Annotated in this window: 22 protein-coding genes; 13 read left to right on the top strand and 9 right to left on the bottom strand. The window is 40.0% G+C overall.

What is annotated here, in order from left to right; genetic code table 11:
- Positions 1-70: 70 nt before the first annotated feature.
- Positions 71-946: a MerR family transcriptional regulator gene (locus tag EHW67_RS11815; protein WP_126162574.1), complete on the bottom strand. Its 876-nt coding sequence runs from the start codon at positions 944-946 to the stop codon at positions 71-73.
- A 152-nt stretch (positions 947-1,098) separates the two neighbouring features.
- Between EHW67_RS11815 and EHW67_RS11810 the strand changes: the two genes are divergently transcribed.
- Positions 1,099-3,129, top strand: a complete 2,031-nt coding sequence (locus EHW67_RS11810) for a fasciclin domain-containing protein (protein ID WP_126162573.1) — start codon at positions 1,099-1,101, stop codon at positions 3,127-3,129.
- A 121-nt stretch (positions 3,130-3,250) separates the two neighbouring features.
- Positions 3,251-4,087 (top strand): phytoene/squalene synthase family protein, encoded by an 837-nt coding sequence (locus EHW67_RS11805; protein ID WP_126162572.1) that lies wholly within the window; start codon positions 3,251-3,253, stop codon positions 4,085-4,087.
- Between the two features lie 35 nt (positions 4,088-4,122).
- Here the strand turns inward: EHW67_RS11805 and EHW67_RS11800 are convergent, their stop codons facing one another.
- Together EHW67_RS11800 and EHW67_RS11795 are read right to left on the bottom strand one after the other, a co-directional pair.
- The gene (locus tag EHW67_RS11800; RefSeq protein WP_126162571.1) at positions 4,123-5,451 is read right to left on the bottom strand and encodes a cryptochrome/photolyase family protein; all 1,329 of its coding nucleotides are present in this window, start codon (positions 5,449-5,451) and stop codon (positions 4,123-4,125) included.
- Positions 5,452-5,497: 46 nt separating this feature from the next.
- Positions 5,498-6,292, bottom strand: a complete 795-nt coding sequence (locus tag EHW67_RS11795) for a DUF2797 domain-containing protein (protein WP_126162570.1) — start codon at positions 6,290-6,292, stop codon at positions 5,498-5,500.
- A gap of 113 nt (positions 6,293-6,405) precedes the next feature.
- Here EHW67_RS11795 and EHW67_RS11790 point away from each other — a divergent pair, with 113 nt between their 5' ends.
- Positions 6,406-7,920 carry a GH3 auxin-responsive promoter family protein gene (locus tag EHW67_RS11790; protein ID WP_126162569.1) on the top strand — a complete coding sequence of 505 codons (1,515 nt, stop codon included), beginning with the start codon at positions 6,406-6,408 and terminating at the stop codon, positions 7,918-7,920.
- A gap of 74 nt (positions 7,921-7,994) precedes the next feature.
- Complete coding sequence (locus EHW67_RS11785; RefSeq protein WP_126162568.1) at positions 7,995-8,543, top strand: hypothetical protein; 549 nt, start codon at positions 7,995-7,997, stop codon at positions 8,541-8,543.
- 74 nt (positions 8,544-8,617) lie between these two features.
- On the opposite strand, the gene clpX is transcribed toward EHW67_RS11785, so the two are convergent.
- From clpX to EHW67_RS11755, 6 genes are all read right to left on the bottom strand, one after another.
- Positions 8,618-9,853, bottom strand: a complete 1,236-nt coding sequence (gene clpX / locus EHW67_RS11780) for an ATP-dependent Clp protease ATP-binding subunit ClpX (protein ID WP_126162567.1) — start codon at positions 9,851-9,853, stop codon at positions 8,618-8,620.
- A 98-nt stretch (positions 9,854-9,951) separates the two neighbouring features.
- On the bottom strand, positions 9,952-10,632 hold the full coding sequence (gene clpP / locus EHW67_RS11775; protein WP_126162566.1) for an ATP-dependent Clp endopeptidase proteolytic subunit ClpP: 681 nt from the start codon (positions 10,630-10,632) through the stop codon (positions 9,952-9,954).
- A 140-nt stretch (positions 10,633-10,772) separates the two neighbouring features.
- Complete coding sequence (gene tig / locus EHW67_RS11770) at positions 10,773-12,098, bottom strand: trigger factor (RefSeq protein WP_126162565.1); 1,326 nt, start codon at positions 12,096-12,098, stop codon at positions 10,773-10,775.
- A 104-nt stretch (positions 12,099-12,202) separates the two neighbouring features.
- Positions 12,203-12,547: a phage holin family protein gene (locus tag EHW67_RS11765; RefSeq protein ID WP_126162564.1), complete on the bottom strand. Its 345-nt coding sequence runs from the start codon at positions 12,545-12,547 to the stop codon at positions 12,203-12,205.
- A 130-nt stretch (positions 12,548-12,677) separates the two neighbouring features.
- On the bottom strand, positions 12,678-13,445 hold the full coding sequence (locus EHW67_RS11760) for an alpha/beta fold hydrolase (protein WP_126162563.1): 768 nt from the start codon (positions 13,443-13,445) through the stop codon (positions 12,678-12,680).
- Positions 13,445-14,158 carry a pyridoxine 5'-phosphate synthase gene (locus EHW67_RS11755; RefSeq protein ID WP_126162562.1) on the bottom strand — a complete coding sequence of 238 codons (714 nt, stop codon included), beginning with the start codon at positions 14,156-14,158 and terminating at the stop codon, positions 13,445-13,447. The genes EHW67_RS11760 and EHW67_RS11755 overlap by 1 nt, the downstream gene beginning before the upstream one ends.
- 279 nt (positions 14,159-14,437) lie before the next feature.
- Between EHW67_RS11755 and EHW67_RS11750 the strand changes: the two genes are divergently transcribed.
- The 9 genes from EHW67_RS11750 (at position 14,438) to EHW67_RS11710 (ending at position 23,699) form a co-directional block, all read left to right on the top strand.
- Entirely contained in the window at positions 14,438-15,094 is a 657-nt protein-coding gene (locus tag EHW67_RS11750; protein WP_126162561.1) for a CBS domain-containing protein, read from the top strand.
- 5 nt (positions 15,095-15,099) lie between these two features.
- Positions 15,100-15,981 (top strand): NAD kinase, encoded by an 882-nt coding sequence (locus EHW67_RS11745; RefSeq protein WP_126162560.1) that lies wholly within the window; start codon positions 15,100-15,102, stop codon positions 15,979-15,981.
- A 118-nt stretch (positions 15,982-16,099) separates the two neighbouring features.
- Positions 16,100-16,786 carry a type IX secretion system protein PorG gene (gene porG / locus EHW67_RS11740; protein WP_126162559.1) on the top strand — a complete coding sequence of 229 codons (687 nt, stop codon included), beginning with the start codon at positions 16,100-16,102 and terminating at the stop codon, positions 16,784-16,786.
- Positions 16,787-16,817: 31 nt separating this feature from the next.
- Positions 16,818-17,534, top strand: a complete 717-nt coding sequence (locus tag EHW67_RS11735) for an isoprenyl transferase (RefSeq protein ID WP_238389909.1) — start codon at positions 16,818-16,820, stop codon at positions 17,532-17,534.
- A 4-nt stretch (positions 17,535-17,538) separates the two neighbouring features.
- A complete protein-coding gene (locus EHW67_RS11730; protein ID WP_126162558.1) occupies positions 17,539-20,118 on the top strand; it encodes a BamA/OMP85 family outer membrane protein in 2,580 nt (859 codons plus the stop codon).
- A 99-nt stretch (positions 20,119-20,217) separates the two neighbouring features.
- Positions 20,218-21,048: an OmpH family outer membrane protein gene (locus tag EHW67_RS11725; RefSeq protein WP_126162557.1), complete on the top strand. Its 831-nt coding sequence runs from the start codon at positions 20,218-20,220 to the stop codon at positions 21,046-21,048.
- Between the two features lie 92 nt (positions 21,049-21,140).
- Positions 21,141-21,650, top strand: a complete 510-nt coding sequence (locus EHW67_RS11720; RefSeq protein WP_126162556.1) for an OmpH family outer membrane protein — start codon at positions 21,141-21,143, stop codon at positions 21,648-21,650.
- 355 nt (positions 21,651-22,005) lie between these two features.
- Positions 22,006-23,169, top strand: a complete 1,164-nt coding sequence (locus EHW67_RS11715; RefSeq protein ID WP_126162555.1) for an alpha/beta hydrolase family protein — start codon at positions 22,006-22,008, stop codon at positions 23,167-23,169.
- A gap of 101 nt (positions 23,170-23,270) precedes the next feature.
- Positions 23,271-23,699, top strand: a complete 429-nt coding sequence (locus tag EHW67_RS11710; protein WP_126162554.1) for a BLUF domain-containing protein — start codon at positions 23,271-23,273, stop codon at positions 23,697-23,699.
- Positions 23,700-23,734 lie beyond the last annotated feature (35 nt).

Raw genomic sequence — 23,734 nt, 5'->3', positions numbered from 1 at the left:
TATTTACCACCGGCTGTACGAAAGCAATGAGATGACCAAATTAGGGAGGTCTTTAATATATGGCGTACAGTTAATTGTTTGTATTTTCTAATATCGAGATCAAATCCTTTGGGGTCTCTAGCTGGGTCACACGCTTTTGTAGTTCTTTTAAATCAATGCTGCTGCTACTTCCCGAGAATAGAAGATGTGCATCGGATTGAGAAATTATTTTGTTTATTCTTTCTTTTACAGAGGAGGAGGTTGTGGTGATAAAGAAAGTTAAGATATATGTAGGTCTTAGTAACTCTACCATGGTATGCAAATTGTCATGCGGTACATTTTGCCCTAAGTAAAATACCCTCCATCCTAGTTTTTTTGCAATAAAAGAAGCTAATAGCAGTCCAATTTCATGATTTTCCCCTTCACTTAAAAACATTATAATTTTAGGAGCATCCTTTGGGGCTATGGGTAATAGATCAATGGCGCTGCATATTTTTTGCCGTATAAGGTTGGAGACAAAATGCTCCTGTGCCGGCATAATCTTGTTTATACCCCATAGTACCCCCACTTTGTGAAGAAATGGATAGACAACCTCTGTAAAGGTTGTTAGAATGCCATTCTTGATTATGTGTGATTTTAGAATGTCGTCAAATTCCTGCTCATCTAAATTTATCATACTTATAACCAAGGCCTTAATTTCGCTTTCTTGATCAGAATTGGTCAAAACCTGGGAAACCAGCTGATGGATTTCTTTGTCCGACATTTTGTCAATGGCCGATAAACGATGTCCTTGTTCTCTTAAAATACTAATGTTCAATAGCTTTTTAAGTTGACTGTCCGTATAAAATCTAATGTTGGTTTCGGTTCTTTCTGGAACCAAAAAGTCATACCTGCTCTCCCATTTTCTTAGGGTGTGGGAACTGATACCGGTTAAGGAAACAATTTGTGCCATACTATATCTGCTCATGGTCTACGTCTAATTAATTATGGTTTAAAGTTATACAAAAATATGTAAATCTGTAGTGTGTAAATTTATTTTGTCCAACTTTAACATACTAAAAGTTGGACGAAATAAAATATTGTCTATATTTGTCTAAGAATTAATTTAAAAACTTAGACATGGGAAAAATTGGCATTTATTTTTTAGCACTAATTAGTACTCTGTTATTTATGGTATCATGTAATAATGATGATGATAACATTGTAATTGACGAACCCACTTTATCTACTATTGTGGAGACGGCTCAGAGTAATGATCTATTAAGTAGCTTAGTCGCTGCTTTGACCAAGGCGGATGAGAACGAGAACTCGGATTTGATAGGAGCCTTGAATGGTGAGGGCACCTTCACTGTATTTGCTCCCACCAACTCCGCTTTTACGGCCTTATTGGCTAGTTTGGATGGTTTTGACGATTTGGATGATTTTGATACCCCTGAAAAACGGGAAATTCTGGCCGACATACTCAAATATCATGTTGTAGTGGGAGCGGCGGCCACTTCCAGTGACCTGTCGGATGGGGATGAATTTACTACCCTACAGGGTGAAAAGATTGCAATTAAGATTGATGCTGATGTTTATGTTCAGGATGCTACGGAGGAAGATGCCAAAGTGGGTCCGGCAGATATTAGGGCATCAAACGGAATTGTACACGTAATAGATAAGGTGTTGTTGCCGCAGGCGGTTATTGATGCCCTAACACCAGAACCTACCCCCAACATTGTGGAACTGGCCACGGACACGGAAATTTTGTCCACCTTGGTGAGTGCTTTGGTGCAGGTTGATGCCGAGGCTGGGTTTGTAGCTTTATTGCAAACTGAAGGTCCATTTACGGTATTTGCACCAACCAATCAGGCCTTTGCCGATTTATTGGATACATTGGGACCTGATTATACTGGCTTGGATAGTTTTGATACCGCTGAGGAACAGGCTATGCTGATCAAGATTTTGAGTTATCATGTTGTGAGCGGCACAGCTGCCTACTCCACTGATTTGAGTGATGGTCAGGAAGTACCCACGGCACTGGAAGGTGAGTCGGTAACGGTAAGCATAAATGGTGGTGTCTTTATTCAGGATGATACGGATGTGGATGCACAGGTAGACCCGGCCGATATAGCCGCCAGTAACGGTGTAGTTCACGTAATAGATAAGGTATTGTTGCCTCAGGAGGCATTGGACTTTTTCTTCCCTCAGCCTAATATTGTAGAATTGGCTATGGCTACCGAAACCTTATCTGTTCTGGTAGATGCTTTGGTAGCAGTTGATGCTGAAGCTGGATTTGTAGCATTATTGCAGACCGATGGTCCTTTCACGGTATTTGCGCCTACTAACCAGGCATTTCTTGATCTGTTGGACGTTCTAGGTCCAGATTATACAGGTTTGGATAGTTTTGATACCGCTGAGGAACAGGCTATGCTGATCAAGATATTAAGTTACCACGTGGTGAGCGGCACAGCTGCCTACTCCACTGATTTGAGTGACGGTCAGGAAGTGCCCACGGCACTGGAAGGGGAGTCGGTTACGGTGAGCCTTAATGGAGGTGTCTTTATACAGGATGATACCGATGTGGATGCAGCAGTAGGACCTGCTGATGTTGCTGCCAGTAATGGTGTAGTCCACGTTGTAGATAAAGTATTGTTGCCTCAGGAGGCGCTGGACTTTTTCTTCCCGCAACCTAATATTGTTGAGTTGGCATCGGATACCGAAACCTTATCTGTGCTGGTAGAGGCATTGGTGGCGGTAGAGGCCGAGGCCGGATTTGTGGCCTTGTTGCAAACAGAAGGTCCATTCACGGTTTTTGCTCCAACCAATCAAGCTTTTGTTGAGTTGTTGGAAGCATTGGGGCCAGATTATACGGGAGTAGATAGTTTTGATACTCCAGAAGAAAAAGCCTTGTTGATCAAGATATTAAGTTATCACGTGGTGAGTGGTACAGCTGCCTACTCCACTGATTTGAGTGATGGTCAGGAAGTGCCAACGGCTCTTGAGGGGGAATCCCTGACTATTAGTATAAATGAGGGAGTCTTTATTCAGGATGATACCGATGTGGATGCCCAAGTGGGGCCAGCTGATGTTGCTGCCAGTAATGGAGTGGTACATGTTATAGACAAGGTATTGCTGCCGCAGGAGGTACTAGATGCCCTTGGGCACTGATATGAAACCATTGATTGTGTTTTAATATGTTTTTTCTGGGAAACTGACGGCCAACTAGTGGCCGTTGGTTTTCTCAGTTTTATCCTTCTCGTTTCATTCCCTAATTTCTCAACAACATATAATGAAAGCGCTTTTTGACTCCTCTAGCTTAAAATGCAGTAAATTGGTAACCCATTCCTATAGTACTTCATTTTCTTTGGGGATAAGACTATTTGGACCTAAGATTAGACCCGCAATATATGCTATCTACGGCTTTGTAAGATACGCTGATGAGATTGTGGATTCCTTTGGTGAATATGATCAGGAGATACTTCTTAATGAATTTGAACGGGATTATAAACTATCACTTAAAAGGCAGATCAGTCTAAATCCTATTATTAATTCCTTTCAGGAAGTGGTGCACAAGTATGTACTTTATGACTATGTTGATGATTTTCTGGAACGCATGCGTTATGATTTGAAGGTATCGGATTATAAAACCAAAGAAGCCTATGAAAATTATATTTATGGTTCGGCTGATGTGGTTGGGTTAATGTGCCTGAGGGTATTTGTAAATAATGATGAGGAAAAATTCAAAGCTCTAAAGCCTTCGGCGACCAGTTTGGGTTCTGCATTCCAAAAAGTAAACTTTTTAAGGGATATAAGGCAGGATTTTGACACCTTGGGCAGATCGTATTTTCCAAAGGTACATAAGCGCGAATTGACCCAAGAAGTAAGGAATGAGATCGTAAGGGAAATTGAAGAAGATTTTTTAAAAGCCTATAAGGGTTTGGTGCAATTGCCTGTAGAAAGTAGACTTGGCGTCTACGTTGCTTATAAATATTACCTTAAACTGTTGAAGAAACTTAAGAAGTGCAAGCCGGAAAGTATTCTTCAAGAAAGAATACGCATTTCCAATCCCATGAAAATATTTATTCTGGTAAAAGGATATCTAAGGATTAAACTGAATGCTTATTAGATTTTAACTTCAGAAACGAGCTTCCCGTATAAATATTAGTCGTTTTGGATGCCACTTTTATAGGCTTCTAAAGCTCTTTCCCTAGCCATTTTGTGGTCTACCATTGGGGCCGGATATTCCAATGAATCAAACTCTGGGATCCATTTTCTTATATAATGGAAGTCTTTGTCAAATTTTTTAAGCTGTGAGTGCGGATTAAAGATTCTGAAATAAGGGGCTGCATCGCAGCCGGTTCCAGCCGCCCACTGCCAATTGCCATTATTGGAAGATAATTCGTAGTCCAGTAATTTTTCGGCAAAATAGGTTTCGCCCCAGCGCCAATCTATCAATAAATGTTTACACAAAAACCCTGCAGTGACCATCCTTACCCGATTGTGCATATAACCTGTTTTGTTAAGTTGCCGCATACCCGCATCTACCATGGGGTAGCCAGTTTTTCCCTGGCACCATAGGTTAAAATCCTCCTTATTGTTCCGCCACTGAATGCCATTGTATTTGGGTCTGAAATTTTCCGTCACTACATGCGGAAAATGATACAGTATTTGCATAAAAAACTCCCTCCATATCAATTCACTTAGAAACACCGCATCCTCTTCTTTAGTCTCTTGGATCAACTGTCTAATCCCTATGGTCCCAAATCGCAAATGTGGCCCTAAATAACTTCCCACGTCTGCAGAAGGAAAATCCCTTTTGGATCCATACTGTGATAATTGGGAAAGATTATAATCCTTTACCGCTATGCTAGATTCCTTAAAACCAATATCTTCTAGGGAAAGGGATGGAAATGTAAGTTTTATTAGGTTGTTTAAATTGGGGTTGGCAATTGTTAGCGGTGCCAAATCTTTAAAAGTGTCCAGCCATTTGTTTTTGTAGGGAGTGAATACCGTATAGGGCTCTTTATTCCCTTTCAGAATATCGTTTTCCTCAAAGATTACCTGATCTTTGTAGCCATGGAACGCTATATTGTTCTCCTTTAACAGTTCCTTTATTTTTCGGTCTCTGTCAATAGCGTAGGGTTCGTAATCCTTATTGGTAAAAACCGATTTAATTGTGTAGTGTTCCATCAACTTGGGCCAAATTACAAGGGGGTCGCCTTTAATGCACAAAATATCCGAACCACTATCCATAAGACTCTTTTTAAGCTGTAAAATGGTCTTGTGGATAAAACTTACCCTAGCATCGTTTTCAGGGAGTTCGTTCAGAATACAGCTGTCAAATATGAATATAGGAAGTATGGTTTGCTTGCTGCGCAATGCCTCGGTAAAAGCTGTGTTGTCTTCTATTCGCAAATCCCTTCTGAACCAAAAAATTGAAATATCCCCGGAGTACTTAGGTATTTCACTAAAATCTGTTTCTATGTCCATTTTTATAGGTTTTATGATTTGCAAATTGGGGCTTACCGGTCATTACTTATTGTACTTCCAGTCCAACCACATATCCTTCATTTCCGCGTACATTAAATACGGTATTGTCTTCAAAAATGAGGTATTGCCCTTTAATGCCTTTTAGTCTGCCTTTGTAATGTGGTGTTTTGTCCAAATTTAAGCTTTTCACCTTTTCAGGGTATTGTATTACCGGAAAGATCATATGGGTTTCCTCATTGTTTTCAATGTAGTAGTCCAAGGCTTCGTTAGGGATATAGTTTTTTAATTTGTTTCTGTAAGCTATTAGATCCTCGTCATCCACATCATTGGTGAGCATTTTGCGCCAATTGGTCTTATCGCCAATATGATCCTTTAGGGCTACCTCGGTAATACCGGCCAAATATCGATTGGGTACTTCAACAATTTCAATGGCTTCATGGGCACCTTGATCTATCCACCTTGTAGGGACTTGCGACTTTCGGGTTACGCCTACCTTTATATTGCTAGAATTGGCAAGGTATACGATATGGGGCTGTAATTGTACCTTTTTTTCGTATTCAAGATCACGGTCTTCCTTATCCAAATGGGCCGTACTTAGCTCGGGCCTCATAATCCAATCTCCAGCCGTGGGGATCTCGTAAAAGCAGCTTCGGCAAAAGCCTTGCCTGAAAATAGGACGTTCTTCCCCACAATTTAGACATTGGAACTTAATAAAGGTTATGGATAGCTCCTTGTTGAGAACCTGGTTGAGGTTTAAAAAATCCCCGTCAAAGAGGAGGTAATATTGAATGGGGTCACCAATTTCAGTTTGCATTTTTCTTAAAACACCTTGATACTGCATAAATTTTATTTCTTGTAGTAAATTCTATTTGAATATGAATTCAATTAAAGTTATTTTTAGCTTATTTAACTAAACCCAAGCCCAATACTATATTGGGATAAAGATACCTAAAAATGCCAATACCATTATTTAATTCCATAGCTTCTTGGTTGCTTAAAAAGCGTTATCATCAGATAGAGCTTTTTTTAAAATATCCGGAGGAGGTACAGGATGAGGTATTACACCAATTGTTGTCCATAGCGGAAGATACCGAAATAGGAAGGAAGTATGATTTTGAATCTATAAACAGTTATGAAACCTTTGTAGAAAGGGTGCCCATAGTATGCTATGAAGAAATAGAGCCTATGATAGAGCGCTCTAGAAGAGGGGAGCAGAATATATATTGGCCAACCACTATTAAATGGTTTGCCAAAAGCAGCGGTACCACAAATGCCAAAAGCAAGTTTATTCCGGTAAGTTCAGAGGCTCTGGAAGATTGCCATTACAAATCCAGTAAGGATTTATTGTGCTTATATCTCAATAATAATGAAAACTCCCAATTGTTTACCGGTAAGAGTTTGCGGTTGGGAGGGAGCAAGGAACTGTATCAAGATAACGGTACTTTCTTTGGGGACCTGTCCGCAATATTGATAGACAATATGCCCTTTTGGGCCGAGTTGAGCAGCACGCCCAGTAATAAGGTGTCTTTGATGAGCGAATGGGAATCCAAGTTGCAGGCCATTATAAAGGAGAGCGTTCAGGAGAACGTAACCAGTCTTGCCGGGGTCCCCTCCTGGATGTTGGTGTTGTTGAACAAGGTCCTGGAAGAAACAGGAAAGGAGCATCTTTTTCAAATTTGGGAGAATTTGGAAGTGTACTTTCACGGAGGGGTGAATTTTAGTCCCTACAAGGATCAATATGCCCATTTACTGCCTAGGAAAAATTTTAATTATTACGAAATATATAATGCCTCCGAAGGTTTTTTTGCCATTCAGGATAGGAATAATGAGGAGGATTTATTGTTGATGTTGGACTACGGTATTTTTTATGAGTTTATACCTATGGAAACCTATGGCACGACAGAGCAGATAACCCTGCCTCTGTGGAAGGTGAAGGTTAATAAAAATTATGCCGTGGTGATCACTACCAATGCCGGTTTATGGCGGTATAGGATAGGGGATACGGTCCGATTTACCTCTGTAGACCCCTATAGGATAAAAATTACAGGACGAACCAAGCACCATATCAATGTCTTCGGGGAGGAATTGATAATAGAAAATGCCGAAGAGGCCCTAAAATCTATTTGTAAAAAAACAGGTTCGGAGATTATGGATTATACGGTGGCACCTATTTTTATGGAGGGTAAGGAAAAAGGTGCCCATGAATGGATAATAGAATTTAGAAAGCCCCCCCAAGAACTGGCCTATTTTACCGAATTTCTTGACAATGCCCTAAAATCCCTGAACTCGGATTATGAGGCCAAACGCTATAATAACATCACCTTAAAGCCACCTAAAGTGCACATTGCTAGGGAAAACCTTTTCTATGATTGGCTAAAATCCAAGGATAAATTAGGCGGACAACACAAAATACCGAGATTGTCCAATAAAAGGGACTACATCGAAGAATTGCTTCACATGAACAAATAAATATGGAGATTTAGGATATTATTTCCAATTTGCTATTAATAAATGACCCCCTTTAACTTTAAAACTTGAAGATTATGGCAAATAGATTAGTAATAATTTCGGATATGTGGGGGGCTAAAAAAGGTCAGTGGATTACTTCGTATTTAGGGTATTTACAGCAGTACTATAAAATTACATTTTATGACTGTCAGCAACTGGCCGATTTAAATTTAACCGTTGAAAGCCCAGAAAATTTGCAAAAAGCATTTATGGAAGAGGGTGTAGATACAGCGGTGGCCCATCTACTAAAAAAAGAACATAAACGCAGTCATTATTTAGCTTTTGGTATTGGCGGTACCATTGCCTGGAAAGCGGCCCAAAAGGGGTTGCCAGTGAAATCGCTTTATGCTATTTCCAGTGCCGGACTGCGAGGAGAGGACCAAAGACCTAAAAAAGTTGATATTAAATTGCTTTACGGTAGTAATGATGAATTTAAGCCTTCTGAAAATTGGTCACACGAAATTGGTGTGGAAATGGAAACGGTCAAAAATTTTGGGCATAGCCTCTATACCGATGAGAAAATAATTGGTAAGGTTAGCCTGGAGCTGTTAGGTAAGATAATGAAAAAGAAATCTGTAGCCTAAAAGACCGAAACTAATAATGCGCCTTGGCGTGAAATTAAAAATTAACATAAGGGATTAAAAAACTAAAAGCAGTCTTAAGAGACTGCTTTTAGTTTTTTAATGGTTTCGAAAGACAATTTCTCTTCCGCATAAGGCTTGGTAACCTTAAATTCTGTTTGTCCTGAACTGGGGAACTCAAACATGGCATCGGTAAAAATAGCCTCGCACAAAGATCTTAGTCCCCTTGCGCCCAATTTATATTCTATGGCCTTATCAACTATATAGTCCAATGCCTGATCCGTTATCTTAAAAGTGATATCGTCCATTTTAAACAATTTCTCGTATTGCTTTATGATGGCATTTTTGGGTTCGGTTAAAATGGCCCTTAAAGTCTTTTTGTCCAAAGGATTCATATGGGTTAGCACAGGAAGCCTACCAATAATCTCTGGGATTAATCCAAACTCCTTTAAGTCCTTGGGTACAATGTATTGTAAAATATTTTCGTTGTCTACCTTTTCCTCGGCTTTGGATGCGCTATAGCCTACGGCCTGCATGTTTAGCCTTTTGGTAATGTGTCTTTCAATTCCGTCAAAGGCTCCTCCTGCGATAAACAGTATATTCTCTGTATTCACTTCAATGAACTTTTGATCGGGATGCTTACGGCCTCCTTTGGGCGGCACATTTACAACCGTACCTTCCAATAGTTTCAATAACCCCTGCTGTACCCCTTCGCCAGAAACGTCTCTGGTAATGGAAGGGTTATCGCTCTTACGGGCAATTTTATCAATCTCATCAATAAAAACAATACCGCGTTCCGCCTTTTCCAAATTATAGTCAGCGGCCTGAAGTAGACGGGTTAGTATGCTTTCTACGTCCTCACCAACATAACCGGCTTCGGTAAGTACCGTGGCATCAACAATGGCCAAAGGCACGTTTAGCATTTTTGCTATGGTTTTTGCCATCAAGGTTTTACCTGTCCCTGTTTGGCCTACCATTACAATATTACTCTTTTGGATTTCTATATCATCTTCCTTTCCCTTTGGTTGAAGAAGCCTTTTATAGTGGTTGTATACCGCTACGGACATTACTTTCTTTGTGCGGTCCTGACCAATGATAAAGGTATCCAGGAAGTCCTTTATTTCCAATGGTTTTTTTAGGGTAAGTTCAGAGGAAAGGTCGTTGTTTTTTGTTTGTTTGGATTCCTCTGCCACAATTCCATGGGCCTGCTCTATACAACGGTCACATATATGTGCATCAAGGCCGGCGATCAATAAATTGGTCTCCGGTTTCTTTCTTCCACAAAAAGAGCATTCTAAATTTTCTTTTGCCATATCATTTTATCACTTTCAATAATTCTTATGAAATAATCCACTATATGGTCTCTTTATAGAGGTAGCAAACAGGAATATTTCAAATCTTTTAGTCGGGCTTAGTCTCTTTCCCTTACTAGGATTTCGTCTATCATTCCATAATCCTTGGCTTCGTTGGCCCTCATCCAATAATCCCTATCACTGTCCTCGCTAACTTTTTCAATAGTCTGTTCGGAGTGTTTTGCAATTATCTGGTAAAGCTCGTCCTTCAGTTTAAGGATTTCCCTTGCGGTTATCTCTATATCACTGGCCTGTCCTTGGGCACCCCCCAAAGGCTGATGGATCATTACCCTGGAGTGGGTAAGGCCACTGCGCTTTCCTTTTTCACCAGCACACAATAAAACAGCTCCCATTGAGGCTGCAATCCCTGTACATATTGTGGCTACATCGGGCTTAATGAACTGCATGGTGTCATAGATCCCCAAGCCTGCATAAACACTACCACCAGGGGAATTAATGTATATTTGAATGTCTTTGGAGGCATCCGTGCTTTCCAAAAACAACAGCTGTGCCTGTACTATATTGGCCACCTGATCATTGATTCCTGTTCCCAGAAAAATAATTCTATCCATCATTAGTCGGGAAAAAACATCCATTGCTACAGCATTGAGTTGTCTTTCTTCAATAATGTTCGGAGTAAGGTTGGTAGGGTACATACTACTTAATATGTTATCGTAATACATGCTATTGATACCCTGGTCTTTAATAGCGAAGTTTTTGAATTCTTTCCCGTAATCCATATTTTAAATCAATGTTTTTATAAGATAAAAAAAGTGTCGAAAGAAAATCGATCGACACTGTAAATATACTTATTTTTGGTGAAACAACGTTTTTATAGCTGCATAGGAAGCTTAATTAAAAAGTATTGTTTTACTGTTTTTTACGAGCCGTATACTTCTTTTACGAAGTCTTCGTATGTAACTTCCTTCTCTTTTAAATTGGCTTTTTCCTTATAAAGGGTCAATAGCTTCTGGCTCATCAATTGCTCGGACAATCTTTTAACCTCGTCTTGGTTAGAAAGTACCCTTGCTGCAATACTGTCCAATTCTTCCTCCTTAGGGTCTAATTGTCCAAACTGGGCCATTTGCTGCTTTATGAAACCTTTTGCAAAGTCTTTAAGCTCCTCAAATTGAATCTCAATACCGTTTTCCTGTATGATCTTACCTTCTATTAACTGGTAGCGCAAACCTTTTTCAGATTTTTCAAATTCTTCATTGGCCTCTTCGTCGGTCAATGGCTTTTCACCTGTGGTTTGAATCCATTTTGTAAGGAACTCGGTAGGTAGTTCAAACTTGGTGTTCTCAATAAAATGCTCGGTTACGTCATTTAATAGCTTCTGATCGGATTGTTGTTCAAATTGTTTTTCAGAGTCCTCCTTAATCCTTTCTTTGAGCTCTTTTTCGGAAGTAACCACGTCTGCTCCAAAAAGTTTGTCATAAAGCTCTTGGTTTAATTCAGCAGGCTCTTTTTCGTTTATCTCCTCAATAGTGAAAGTAACCTCTATATCCAGCTTATCCGATTTCTCGGAATCAATGCCCAAGGCACTGCCCAATAAGTGATCTTCTTTAAAAAGACCTTTGGTGTTAAGGGTTACTTCGTCACCAACCTTTTTGCCCAATAGGCTATCCAAAGCTTTCTTGCTCTTGATTTTTTCAATCTCGATAACGGTCTTGTTGTCTATTTCCTCAGCCTCATTCTTGAAGACACCGTTAACTTCGTCTTTTTTGCTAACCTCAGTTTTACTGATAAGTTTTCCGTACTGCTTTTGAATACGCTCCACTTGCTCATCAATCATTTTGTCATCGGCAACGATCTTGTAGTGGGTTATAGCTTTTTTAGACTTGAGGTCTACCGTAAAACTAGGGGCAAGTCCCAATTCGAACTCAAAGGAAAATTCCTCTGAATCCCAATCAAAGTTATCCTGTTGTTTAGGTAGTGGATTCCCTAGAACATCTAACTTTTCTTCTGTAAGATATTTGTTGAGATTGTCCTGTAAAAGTTTATTGACCTCATCGACCAAAACAGCTTTTCCGTATTGCTTCTTTATCAATCCCATAGGAACCTGTCCTTTTCTGAAACCTGGGATGTTAGCTTGTTTTCTGTAGTCCTTTAAGATAGTCTCTACCTTATCTTGGTAATCCTCTTTGGTAACCGCAACTTTTACTACTGCATTTAATTCGTCAATCTGCTCTTTAGTGATGTTCATTTCTATATCTAATTTTACTAAAATAAAATGGGATGCAAAAGTACTACATTTTCTTATCCCCAACAAGTTTTTAAATTACTGAATGTCAAAAAGGTAACTTGGTTTTATTTGTCGTCATTTAGAAATGAATACAATATGGATTGTAGAAACGACAGCAATAGGCTAAAAAGGAGTGCCCACCAAATGTTGGTGACCTGAAAACCATCTACCAAGCTGTCTGCTAAAAGTATTATTATAGCGTTGATAATCAGTAGGAACAGTCCTAGGGTGAGAATAGTGACCGGTAAGGTAAGGATAACCAGTATAGGTTTAACAATAAAATTCAATAAGCTTAGAACCATGGCTACGATGATGGCGGTGGTGTAGGAGTCTACCCCAACGCCGGGTAAAATTTTTGCCAGTACAACCACCGCTAAGGCGCTGAGGAGTATTCGTAAAATTAAATTCATAGGATTAAATTTAAGGGTTATAATCGTTAAGGGATTGATCTTCCTACTTTAAAAGTAAACAAATATTTTATGCCCTAAAAGGCATTTTTATGCAAGCACTTTTCGTAGTGGTCTGTAGCTAGTTTTTTTCTCACCGTATAAACTCAGCCGATTTTTCAAAAAATTGCACCGGGTTTTCTGCGTGCAACCAGTGTCCTGCATTGTCAATGGTTTCAATGGAGGCAAGAGGGAAATGCCGCTTTATGGCCGGAAAGTCCTCGGCAGTGATATATTCCGATTTATCTCCCCTCAAAAAAAGAGTAGGGCCATTGTAGCTGTCCGTTGATCCAATATTCTCGCCTACTTCCTCCATTTTTTCACTTAATACAGCAAGATTAAATCTAAAATCGAGCACCCCTTTTTCTTTCCAGTAAAGGTTTTTTAGTAAAAACTGCCGTATACCCAGATTGGGAAGGTAGCGGGATAACTGTTTGTCCGCTTCAGATCTACTTTTAATGGTGTCTATGTCTATGGCGTTAAGTCCATTTATAATATCTTGATGGTGTGGGGGGTAGAATTTTGGGGCGATATCGGCCACCAGGAGTTTATGCGTCAGATGGGGGTAGCGACAGGCAAAGAGCATGGCTGTTTTTCCGCCCATGGAGTGCCCTAGGATTGTTGCTGCTGGCAGTTGATGCTCCTCTAAGTAATGTTTTAGGTCCTCTGACAAAAGTTCGTAATTGAAATTGGTAGAATGGAAGCTTTTGCCGTGGTTTCGGAGATCAAGCATGTGTACCTGAAAACCGAGGTCCGCATATTTAAGCCCCATGGATTTCCAATTATCGGACATCCCCAAAAAACCATGTAAAATTATCAAGGGCTTGCCTTCCCCTATAATATTGGAGTGTAGTTGCTGCATTACTTTAATTTGTTTAGATACATGTTTATGACATTTTCCAAACCTAAATAAAGCGACTCGCAAATAAGGGCGTGTCCAATGGAGACCTCCAATAAGTGGGGAACATTCTCTTTGAAAAATTTTATGTTTTCCAGGCTAAGGTCGTGGCCTGCGTTAAGGCCCAGTCCCAATTTATGGGCTGCTTCGGCGGCATCCGTGAAGGCTTTTACCCCTTCTTTGTTTCCTTTTGCAAATTCCATGGCATAGCTTTCCGTGTAGAGCTCTACTCTATCGGTACCGGTCTGTGCGGCTCCTTCTATCATCTTGATGTCGGCATCCACAAAAATAGACGTTCTAATGCCATTGCTTTGGAAAGTGCTTATTACTTCCTGTAAAAATGATTTGTTGTTTATGGTGTCCCAACCGGCATTGGAAGTTATGGCATCAATGGCATCGGGTACAAGGGTGACCTGGGTGGGTCTTACCTCCAATACTAGATCCATGAATTTTTTTATGGGGTTTCCCTCTATGTTGAATTCGGTTTTTACAATCCTTTTTAAATCCCTTGCGTCTTGGTACCTTATGTGTCTTTCATCTGGTCTGGGGTGTATGGTTATGCCCTGTGCTCCAAAATCCTCAATGTCTTTGGCTGTTTTTAACAGGTCCGGAACGTTACCTCCACGCGAATTTCTTAATGTTGCAATTTTATTTACATTAACGCTAAGCTTTGTCATAGGACTTTAATATGTTTATAAGGGCAAAAATACAAATTAGGCATGCCTTTTGCAGTTTTTATAGTAAAGAATTCATTTTTCAGCCCCTGTTTTGTTTTTGGGATGGTAAAAAGAAATTAGCCTGTTGGTGTTATGGATCCAAAATGGGTTTTAGAGTATTGATAAATTAGCTGGACAGATTTTTGGCAGACCGTAAAAGATGCCGCCTTTGGTAATAATACTTTGGAAGATTGGGGTTCTTAGAAATTTTTATTAGTATTTTGCGTTATAATTAAAGTTATGAATATTCAAAACAACATAATAAGCACATTGCCGATTTTTAAAGTGGAGGATTCTTTGGGAAAAGTGGTCCAATTCTTTGAGGGCTCTACCTATTCTCATATAGCAGTTGTGGAGAAGGGGGTTTTTGTTGGTGTTTTGGGTAAGGATGACCTGGATAATTTTGAGACGGATAAGAAAATTGAGGACCTCCGCTATAGCTTGGATACTTTTTTTGTGCTCAGGGAAACATCATGGTTAGATGTGTTGGAGGTGTTTTCCAGTAACGATGCCAATCTTTTGCCTGTACTGGGCGATGAGGGTAGAGTACTGGGTTATTATGATTTGATTGATATTGTAGATCGATTTATAGACACCCCATTTTTCACGGAACCTGGAGGTATCTTGGTTTTGGCCAAAGGGGTGAAGGATTACTCCTTTAGTGAGATCGCTCAAATTGTGGAGAGTAATAATGTGAAATTGTTAGGAGGTTTTATTACCGATATGAGAAATGATTTGGTTCAGGTTACCATTAAGATAGGGACTTCCCACTTAAACGAGATAGTACAGTCTTTTAGGAGGTACAACTACACTATATTGTTCGGAAACAACGATGATCAGTTTTTGGAGGATTTGAAGCAGAGGTCCGATTATTTGGATAAATACCTAAACGTATAACTCCTATGAAGGTTGCCATTTACGGATTAACTTGCCAGAACAACACGCTGGAATACATTCTGGAACTACTGGATGAACTGCACAAGGAAAGGGCAGAAATATACTTCGAAAAGGATTTTTACCAACTTATTTTAGACGAACAGAATGTGGGAGATTTTCCTACTTTTACGGAGTCCAGTGGTCTGGATACCTCTTTTGATATGTTCGTTAGTTTCGGGGGTGATGGTACTATCTTAAGGGCCACTACCTTTGTTAGGGATTTAAATATTCCTATAGTAGGGGTGAACACCGGAAGGCTAGGATTCTTGTCTACTTTTAAAAAGGAAGATGTCAGGAAGGTGGTGAAGGAATTTGTTGCCGGGGCTTATGCCATTGTAGAAAGGAGTTTAGTGGAGGTGAGCTCGGATTCCCATATTCCTGAATTTGAAACTTTAAATTTTGCTCTTAACGAGATTACCGTAAGTAGAAAGGATACCACTTCCATGATTACGGTGGAGACCCATCTAAACGGCGAGTATCTTACTTCTTATTGGGCAGATGGCTTAATTGTGGCCACGCCAACTGGCTCTACTGGCTACTCCCTTAGTTGCGGGGGGCCTGTTATAGCACCGTTGGCCAAGTCATTGATACTTACTCCAATAGCGCCACATAACCTCAACGCCAGACCCTTGGTGATTTCGGATGAAACGGTAATTAAACTCAAAGTATCGGGTAGGGAGGATAACCATTTGGTGTCCTTGGATTCAAGGATTGCTACGGTGGAAAATGGTAAGGAAATTTTTGTTAGAAAAGCTCCCTTTACCATTAAGATGATAGAATATACTTCTGAAAGTTTTCTAAAAACGCTTCGCAATAAATTATTATGGGGCGAAGATAGGCGCAATTGATAGTTTTTCAATAAAACAATAAAAGGGAACAAAAGCTGTTTATCAATTGGAAACATGAATGTAATAATTATTTAGTCTAAACTATTGAAATTGTTATATTTGCAAACTTTTATAAATAATGAGGTTATTTTTCGCGGCAATTCTTATTTTCATGTTTGGTGAAATAAAGGCTCAAACTTATGAAGTTGGGCTTTTTGCAGGAGGTGCCAATAATATTGGGGATGTTGGAAGAACCAATTTTATCTTGCCTTCCGGTCCGGCATTCGGTGGATTGTTTAAGTGGAATAAGAGTAAGCGATATGCGTGGAGGGGTAGTATAATTTATGGTGAGTTTACGGCAGATGATGCCAAATCCGACATTCCTTCCAGGCAAAAGCGAAATCTAATAATGGATAACAGTGTGTTGGAGGTGTCCGCTGGATTGGAATTTAATTTTGTGGAGTATAACCTGCATCAATTGGGACCTGCATTTACACCGTATTTATATACGGGGTTTACCTATTTTAGGTTTGGGTATCATTATTTTGATGCAGCACAGTTGCAGGATGTGGGGCAAAAGGACGGTTCTTTTTCCATACCTATGACGGTAGGGGCAAAATTAAGGCTTAACCAGTTCCTTATTGTTGGTGCCGAGATTGGGGCCAGATATACCTTTACGGATAATTTGGATGCCAGTAATCCGGAAGGGTCAAATTATGAGGAATTTAGGTTTGGAAATATTTTTAGTGATGATTGGTACGTGTTTTCTGGTATTACATTAACGTATACTTTTGGTAGAAAACCGTGTCAAGACTGCTTTCAGTAGTGTAAAAATAGATAGTTTGGAAGATGTAAAAATGAAGGCCTTGCCAAAGCACACCGCTATTATTATGGATGGCAATGGGCGATGGGCAAAAGAGAAAGGTAAATTAAGGGTTTTTGGCCATGAGCAAGGGGTCAAGACCGTAAGAAGAACGGTGGAAGACTGTGCTAGGTTGGGATTGGAATACCTAACACTGTATACTTTTTCTACAGAAAATTGGAATAGGCCCAAATTTGAGGTGGAGACCCTAATGCGTTTGTTAATGTCCTCCCTTAAAAAGGAATTGGTGACCTTGAACCAGAACAATATAAAACTCAATACCATTGGTGACATTGCTTCCCTGCCCAAAACGGCACATAAGGAATTGTTGGATGTGATGGATAAAACAAAGAACAATACGGGGATGACCCTGACCTTGGCACTGAGTTATGGGGCTCGGGACGAGATTAAAAATGCTGTTCAACAGATAAGTGCCAAAGTTAAAAATAATATAATTTCTCCCGAAAATATTGACGAAACCATTATTAATAACCATCTTTACACGCATAATTTGCCAGATGTGGACCTGCTGATAAGAACAAGTGGGGAGCATAGAATAAGTAATTTTTTACTTTGGCAGATAGCATATGCGGAATTATATTTTATTGATGTATTTTGGCCCGATTTTTCGGAGCATCATTTATTGGAAGCCATTAAAAATTACCAGAACAGAGAACGACGATTTGGAAAAACTAGCGAACAACTCACCTAGCGGCATGAAAAAGTTCATGTCACTTGAACTTTTTATCACACTTTTATTCTTAATTTTTACTACCCTGGCCAATGCTCAGGACACTTCCTATGAGGATGGTAAACAATATATACTTGGGGGGCTGGAGGTTACTGGTCTGCAGAGTTATAATGAACAGACCGTTAAGACCTACACCGGTCTAAGGGTAGGTCAGCCCATTACGGTTCCAGGAGATGAAATAAGTGCAGTCATCAATAAGTTATGGGGGCTGGAGCTTTTTACCGACATAAGCTTTTACATTACCAATATAGAAGGGGAGAATGTTTTTCTGGAACTTAATATTCTGGAACGTCCCACCTTGGCCAATGTTAAGGTTTATGGTGTTAAGAAGAACAAAGTAGATGAGATTCTTAAGGATACCGATCTAAAAAAGGGCAAAAAGATAACAGAGAGTCTAATTGCCAATACAAAGAATTACCTTCAGAACAAATACAAGAAGAAAGGGTATCTAAATACCAAGGTCACCATTGCAACGGCAAAAGATACTACGGCTGCCAATACCCAGAGTATGGTAATCAATGTTAAAAAAGGGGATAAGGTAAAGATCAACAATATTGTTTTTGAAGGCAATGAGCAGTTGTCCGATAAAAAACTGGCCAAGGCCCTTAAAAAGACCAAGAAGAAAAAGTTTTACCGATTTTGGAAGAAGTCCAAGTATATAGAAGAGGATTATAAGGAGGATCTTGTATCTCTGGTAGATAAATACGCCGAAAAAGGATTTAGGGATGCACGGGTAATATCGGATACCTTTGTCAAGGTTTCCGATGATTTGATCGATTTAAAAATAAAGGTCGAGGAAGGAAACAAGTATTATTTTGGGGATATAGACTTTGTGGGCAATACAGTATATACAGATCGCCAGCTTTCCCAGGTATTAGGGGTTAAGACCGGAGATACGTATAATGGGGTACTGCTAAGAAAACGTATTGCGGATGATACCAAGCCAGACGGAGAGGATCTTACCAACTTGTACCAAAACAACGGATATTTATTTTCAAGTATCAATCCGGTTGAGATCTCTGCAGAGAACGATACCATTGATTTTGAGATTAGGATCATAGAAGGTAAGGAGACCTTTTTGGACCATGTTACGGTAGTGGGCAACGATAAGACCAATGACCATGTAATTTTTAGGGAGTTGCGTACCCGGCCAGGTCAGCGATATAACAAATCGGATATTATACGTAGTATTAGGGAGTTGGGTCAATTGGGCTTCTTTGATGCGGAGCAGATAACCCCGGATATCCAAAACCCGGATCCCAACGCAGGGACAGTGGACATTGCCTATAGCCTGGTGGAAGCCGGTTCTAGCCAAATTGAGCTCCAAGGGGGCTACGGAGGAGGTGGTTTTATTGGAACCCTAGGGTTGTCTTTTAGTAACTTCTCCATGAAAAACTTGTTTAACGGAGAAGCCTATAAGCCGGTGCCCATGGGTGACGGACAAACCTTTGCACTGCGTTTGCAGGCAAGTAGAACCTATAGGGTATACAGTCTTAACTTTTCAGAACCTTGGTTGGGGGGTAAAAAGCCTGTACGCTTTAATATGTCCTTGTCCAGAACTCAGCAATTTTATTACAACCCCTATGTAAGTAGCAAACCTGACAAGAGCAAGCAGTTTTCCATTACAGGGATAACTGCAGGTTTGGCCAAAAGGGTGCAGTGGCCCGATGATTTCTTTACAGTATCCCACTCTTTGGGCTACCAATTGTACAACTTTCAAGACTACAACCTAGGACTATTTAATTTTGGAAACGGAAAATCCAATTCCATAGCATATACCTTGGGTATTTCAAGAAATGCAACCGGTGGGGGGCGTATTTACCCTAGGAATGGATCTAATTTTGAGCTTACTGCCAAGTTTACACCCCCATTTTCCTTGTTTAATAATATAGATTATGAGCAGTTGAACGAGGATATGGAAACTGCCGTTGAAGAGCAGGATAGTGAAGAGGTAGAGCGTATAGATCAGGAGCGCTTCAAATGGCTTGAATTTTATAAGGTAAACTTTAAGGGTGATTGGTATACTACCCTTGTAGATAAGTTGGTTTTAAGGACCAATGCAGAATTTGGATTTTTGGGCAGCTATAATGAAGAGGTAGGTAAGGTTCCATTTGAGAGATTTTATGTAGGTGGTGATGGTATGGGGACCTATACATTGGATGGTAGGGACGTAATAGCCTTAAGAGGTTACGAAAACCAATCCTTAACACCTTATAGCACAGATCTTTTAAGTGGAGGTCAGGTGCAGGACGGTGGTATTGTTTATAATAAATACTCTTTAGAGCTCAGATATCCTCTTACTTTGAAACCATCGGCTTCCATCTACGGACAAGTATTTTTGGAGGCGGGGAATGCCTTCAACAATTTTCAGGACTTTAATCCGTTTGAATTAAAAAGATCGGCCGGGGTGGGACTGCGAATTTTTATGCCGGCATTCGGATTGCTGGGAATCGATTTTGGATATGGGTTTGATCAAGATTACAATCCTAATTCTGTCGGACCTAGTGGTTGGCAGACCCACTTCATCATTGGACAGCAGTTTTAATGTATAGAATTTTGCAATAGTTTTATGTGTTGAACAGTTCATTCTAAAATATTTGGTTATTTTGGCACGATATTTTCTATACAATAAAAAGAAGATAGCATGAGAGTAAAAGTAAAAGTACTTATGTTGCTGGCGATGGCCTTATTTGCAACGAGTATTTCGGCCCAAAGAAGTATTAGGATTGGCTATGTGGACATGGAGTATATCCTTGAGAATGTAGAGGAGTACAGGGAAGCTAATGAGCAGTTGGCCAATAAGGTGCAGAAATGGAAGCTGGAATTGGAGCAGGAGAAAGCCGAAATAGATCGGATGAAAAAGGATTTGATGGCCGAGAAGGTGCTGTTGACCGAGGAGTTGATTTCTGAACGCGAGGAGGAAATTCAAATTCTGGAAAAGGAAATGTTCGATTATCAACAGGATAGATTTGGTCCGGAGGGCGATTTGGTATTGCAAAAAAGAAGGCTGATACAGCCAATACAGGATCAGGTCTTTAATGAGGTGCAGAAAATAGGGGCCAATAAAAAATATGATTTTATTTTTGATAAATCTGCAGATGTTGTAATGTTGTATTCCGAGAAAAGGCACGATATTAGCGACTTGGTCTTAAGGGGTATATCCAGAACAAGGAGGATCAGTGCTCCCAAGAAGAGGCAGGAGGGTAGAAGTAGCTTGAACAACTTTGAGGATGCTGAGGCAGAAGAAGAAGTGAGCGATGCCATCATAGAAAGAAAGGAAAGAGCCAAACAGGCAGAGGAAGCCAGGGCCAAGACGGCAGAGGAAAAAAGGGCGGCTCAGCTAAAGATTCGAGAAGAACGCAAAAAGGCGTATGAGGAGAGAAGAAGAAAATTATTGGAAGAAAGAGAAGCCAAAAGAAAGAAGGAACTAGAAGAAAGAAATGGTGGGGAAGACAATGAGGAAAAGGAAGAGTAACACTCAAATAGAAGGACAATAAATAATTATAGAACCAAATTAAATTTATTTAACTAAATCTTTAAATTAACACTCAAATATTAATTAGAATCATGAAGCAGATTAAAAAAATAGCAGTAGCCATAGTTTTGTTCGTAGCAGCAAGTAGTTTTGTAAATGCACAGGCGAAGATTGCACACATAGACGTACAAAAACTATTATCTGAAATGCCGGAGATGAAAGCAGCAGATGCCGAACTTAAAAAATTACAGGAAACATATAGGGCCGATATAGAGAGTTCTATGACAGAGCTTAAGAACAAATATACCCAATACTCCAATGAGTCTGCTTCCAAGTCGGAAGAAGAAAATCAGAAAAGGGCTTTGGAACTACAAGGGTTTGAAAAGAACATAGGGGAGGCCCAGCAGACTGCACAGCAGGAATTGCAGAAAAAACAAGCCGAACTATTGGGGCCTATTACGGCCAAGGCCAAGAAAGCCATAGAATCTGTAGCCGCAGCACAAGGAATAGATTACGTAATGGATGCTACACAAGGTGGCGGATTAATAGTTGCTAAGGGTAAGGATCTATTGCCAGATGTTAAGAAGGAATTGGGTTTCTAATCTAACGAACAAGATATATTAGGTAAAAGCCATGCGAAAGCATGGCTTTTTTTGTTGGTGAAATATTGTTTTTAAAAGTTGCTGTACAGCTTATTTAAAATCCTAGGTTTAACTAATTCCACTTTTCAGCGGAATAGACTTGAGTGCAAAACTGTAAATGCAGTATTTTAGATTATGGAACTGTTTGATGGCTACGAAAATTTTTAATTTTTAATACATGTTAGGTTACAAACAGTAACAATGGGTAATATAAGTTTTTACGAATAAAGACTGGAAGTTGGTCTTCTGTAGGGACAGATTGCTTTTTTTGGTAAATTGTTCCAAGTTTCCGATACAGAGATTAAAATCCACACTTATGAAAAATATTTGCTGTTTTGTTATTGTTGCCCTTTACGGGTTAGTAGTGCATTCCCAAGACCCTATGTTATGTGTAGGTAGCTATTGGACCGAGGACCAGGCCAATACTGTTATGAAGCAATTTGCCAATGAATGGAGTGATTTGGAATCCTGGGAAGAAAGGGCGTTGACCATTAAGAAAGGTATTATAGAGGGAATGCAGCTGGATAAGATGCCCAAAATAAAGGGTAATTTTAATCCTATAATAAGAAAGACTAGGGTTATGGATGGGTATATTGTTGAAAATATAGCTATAGAAAGTTTTCCTGGCTTTTATATTACCGGAAACCTGTATAGACCTGTGGAAACAGAGGGCTCTTATGCGGCCATCTTAAGTCCGCACGGTCATATGACGGATAAGCGGTATACCAATTATATTCAATGGCGGTGTGCAACATTGGCGCGAATGGGTGCAGTGGTTTTTGCCTATGATATGATAGGCTATGCAGAAAGTAATCAGGTAAACCATAAAATGCCAATAGCCCTACTATTGCAAACGTGGAACAGTAGGCGGGTATTGGACTACCTTTTGTCCAGACCGGATGTGGATCCTGAGCGTATTGGGATGACCGGGGCTTCTGGCGGGGGTACCCAGACCTTTTTGTTGACAGCGATTGATAATAGGGTGAAAGTAGCGGCTCCTGTGGTACAAGTGTCTGCCCATTTTTTTGGGGGATGTGTATGTGAGAGCGGAATGCCAATACATAAAAGTAAGGAGCATCAGACCAACAATGTGGAGATTGCCGCCCTCTGTGCGCCAAGGCCTTTGCTGTTAATATCGGATGGGGCAGATTGGACCAGAAATACCCCTAGGGTGGAGTATCCCTATATACAAAAAGTATATAGTCTTTATAATGCCGAACACAAAGTAGAAAATGTACACCTGCCGTCTGAACGACATGATTACGGATATTCCAAAAGAACGGCAGCCTATAATTTTTTTGATCACTATCTGGATTTGGATTCCGGTAATATTCCCTATGAGGAAGGCTATGAGGAGCATTTTGTCACCATTTTGTCTCCCGGCGACTTGAAGGTATTTGATGAGGAAAATCCTAGGCCTGATAATGCTTTAAAGGGAGACGAGGCTGTGATGGCGTATCTAAAGATCCCGTACAAATAGAAATTACGGTATTTAATTTACTTCATTGGCCACAGGCTAGGGGCGGCACACAATATACCCTTAGGAGTGATTATTTTTGTACTTTGGTCTAAATTATTTCTATGTACCAACTTACGTATTGCTCCAAGGCTTCCATTGATGTAAATGAGGAGGCTATTGAAGACATTTTAGAAACGGCGCGCAAGCGCAATGAGACCTTGGGGGTTACAGGTTGTCTGGTTTTTCACAAGCAGGCCTTTGTTCAAATAATAGAGGGCGAAAAAGAACACATCCAATTATTATATCAACATATAAAACAGGATGCACGGCATCGTGAGGTGGTATTGCTGTGGGAAGGGGTAAATGATTCCCGGAATTTTAATGATTGGAATATGGCATTTTACTCCGCTGTTGACAGCCAAGGGAAAAGTGGAGGATTACTGAATTTTGAGAGAAATTTATTATTGTTGGCCGAGCTGGCCAACAGTACTACCTCCGCCATGAATATGTTCTGGATTAGTGTACGCAAACTGCTTACGGAGGAGCATTGAGAATATGTAATACTTTGGTGTTTGGAAAATGTTTT

This window comes from Arenibacter aquaticus, from assembly GCF_003957295.1.
Lineage (GTDB): Bacteria > Bacteroidota > Bacteroidia > Flavobacteriales > Flavobacteriaceae > Arenibacter > Arenibacter aquaticus.
The sequence above is the reverse complement of the archived record's forward strand: the minus strand, read 5'-3'. Positions and strand labels throughout refer to the sequence as shown.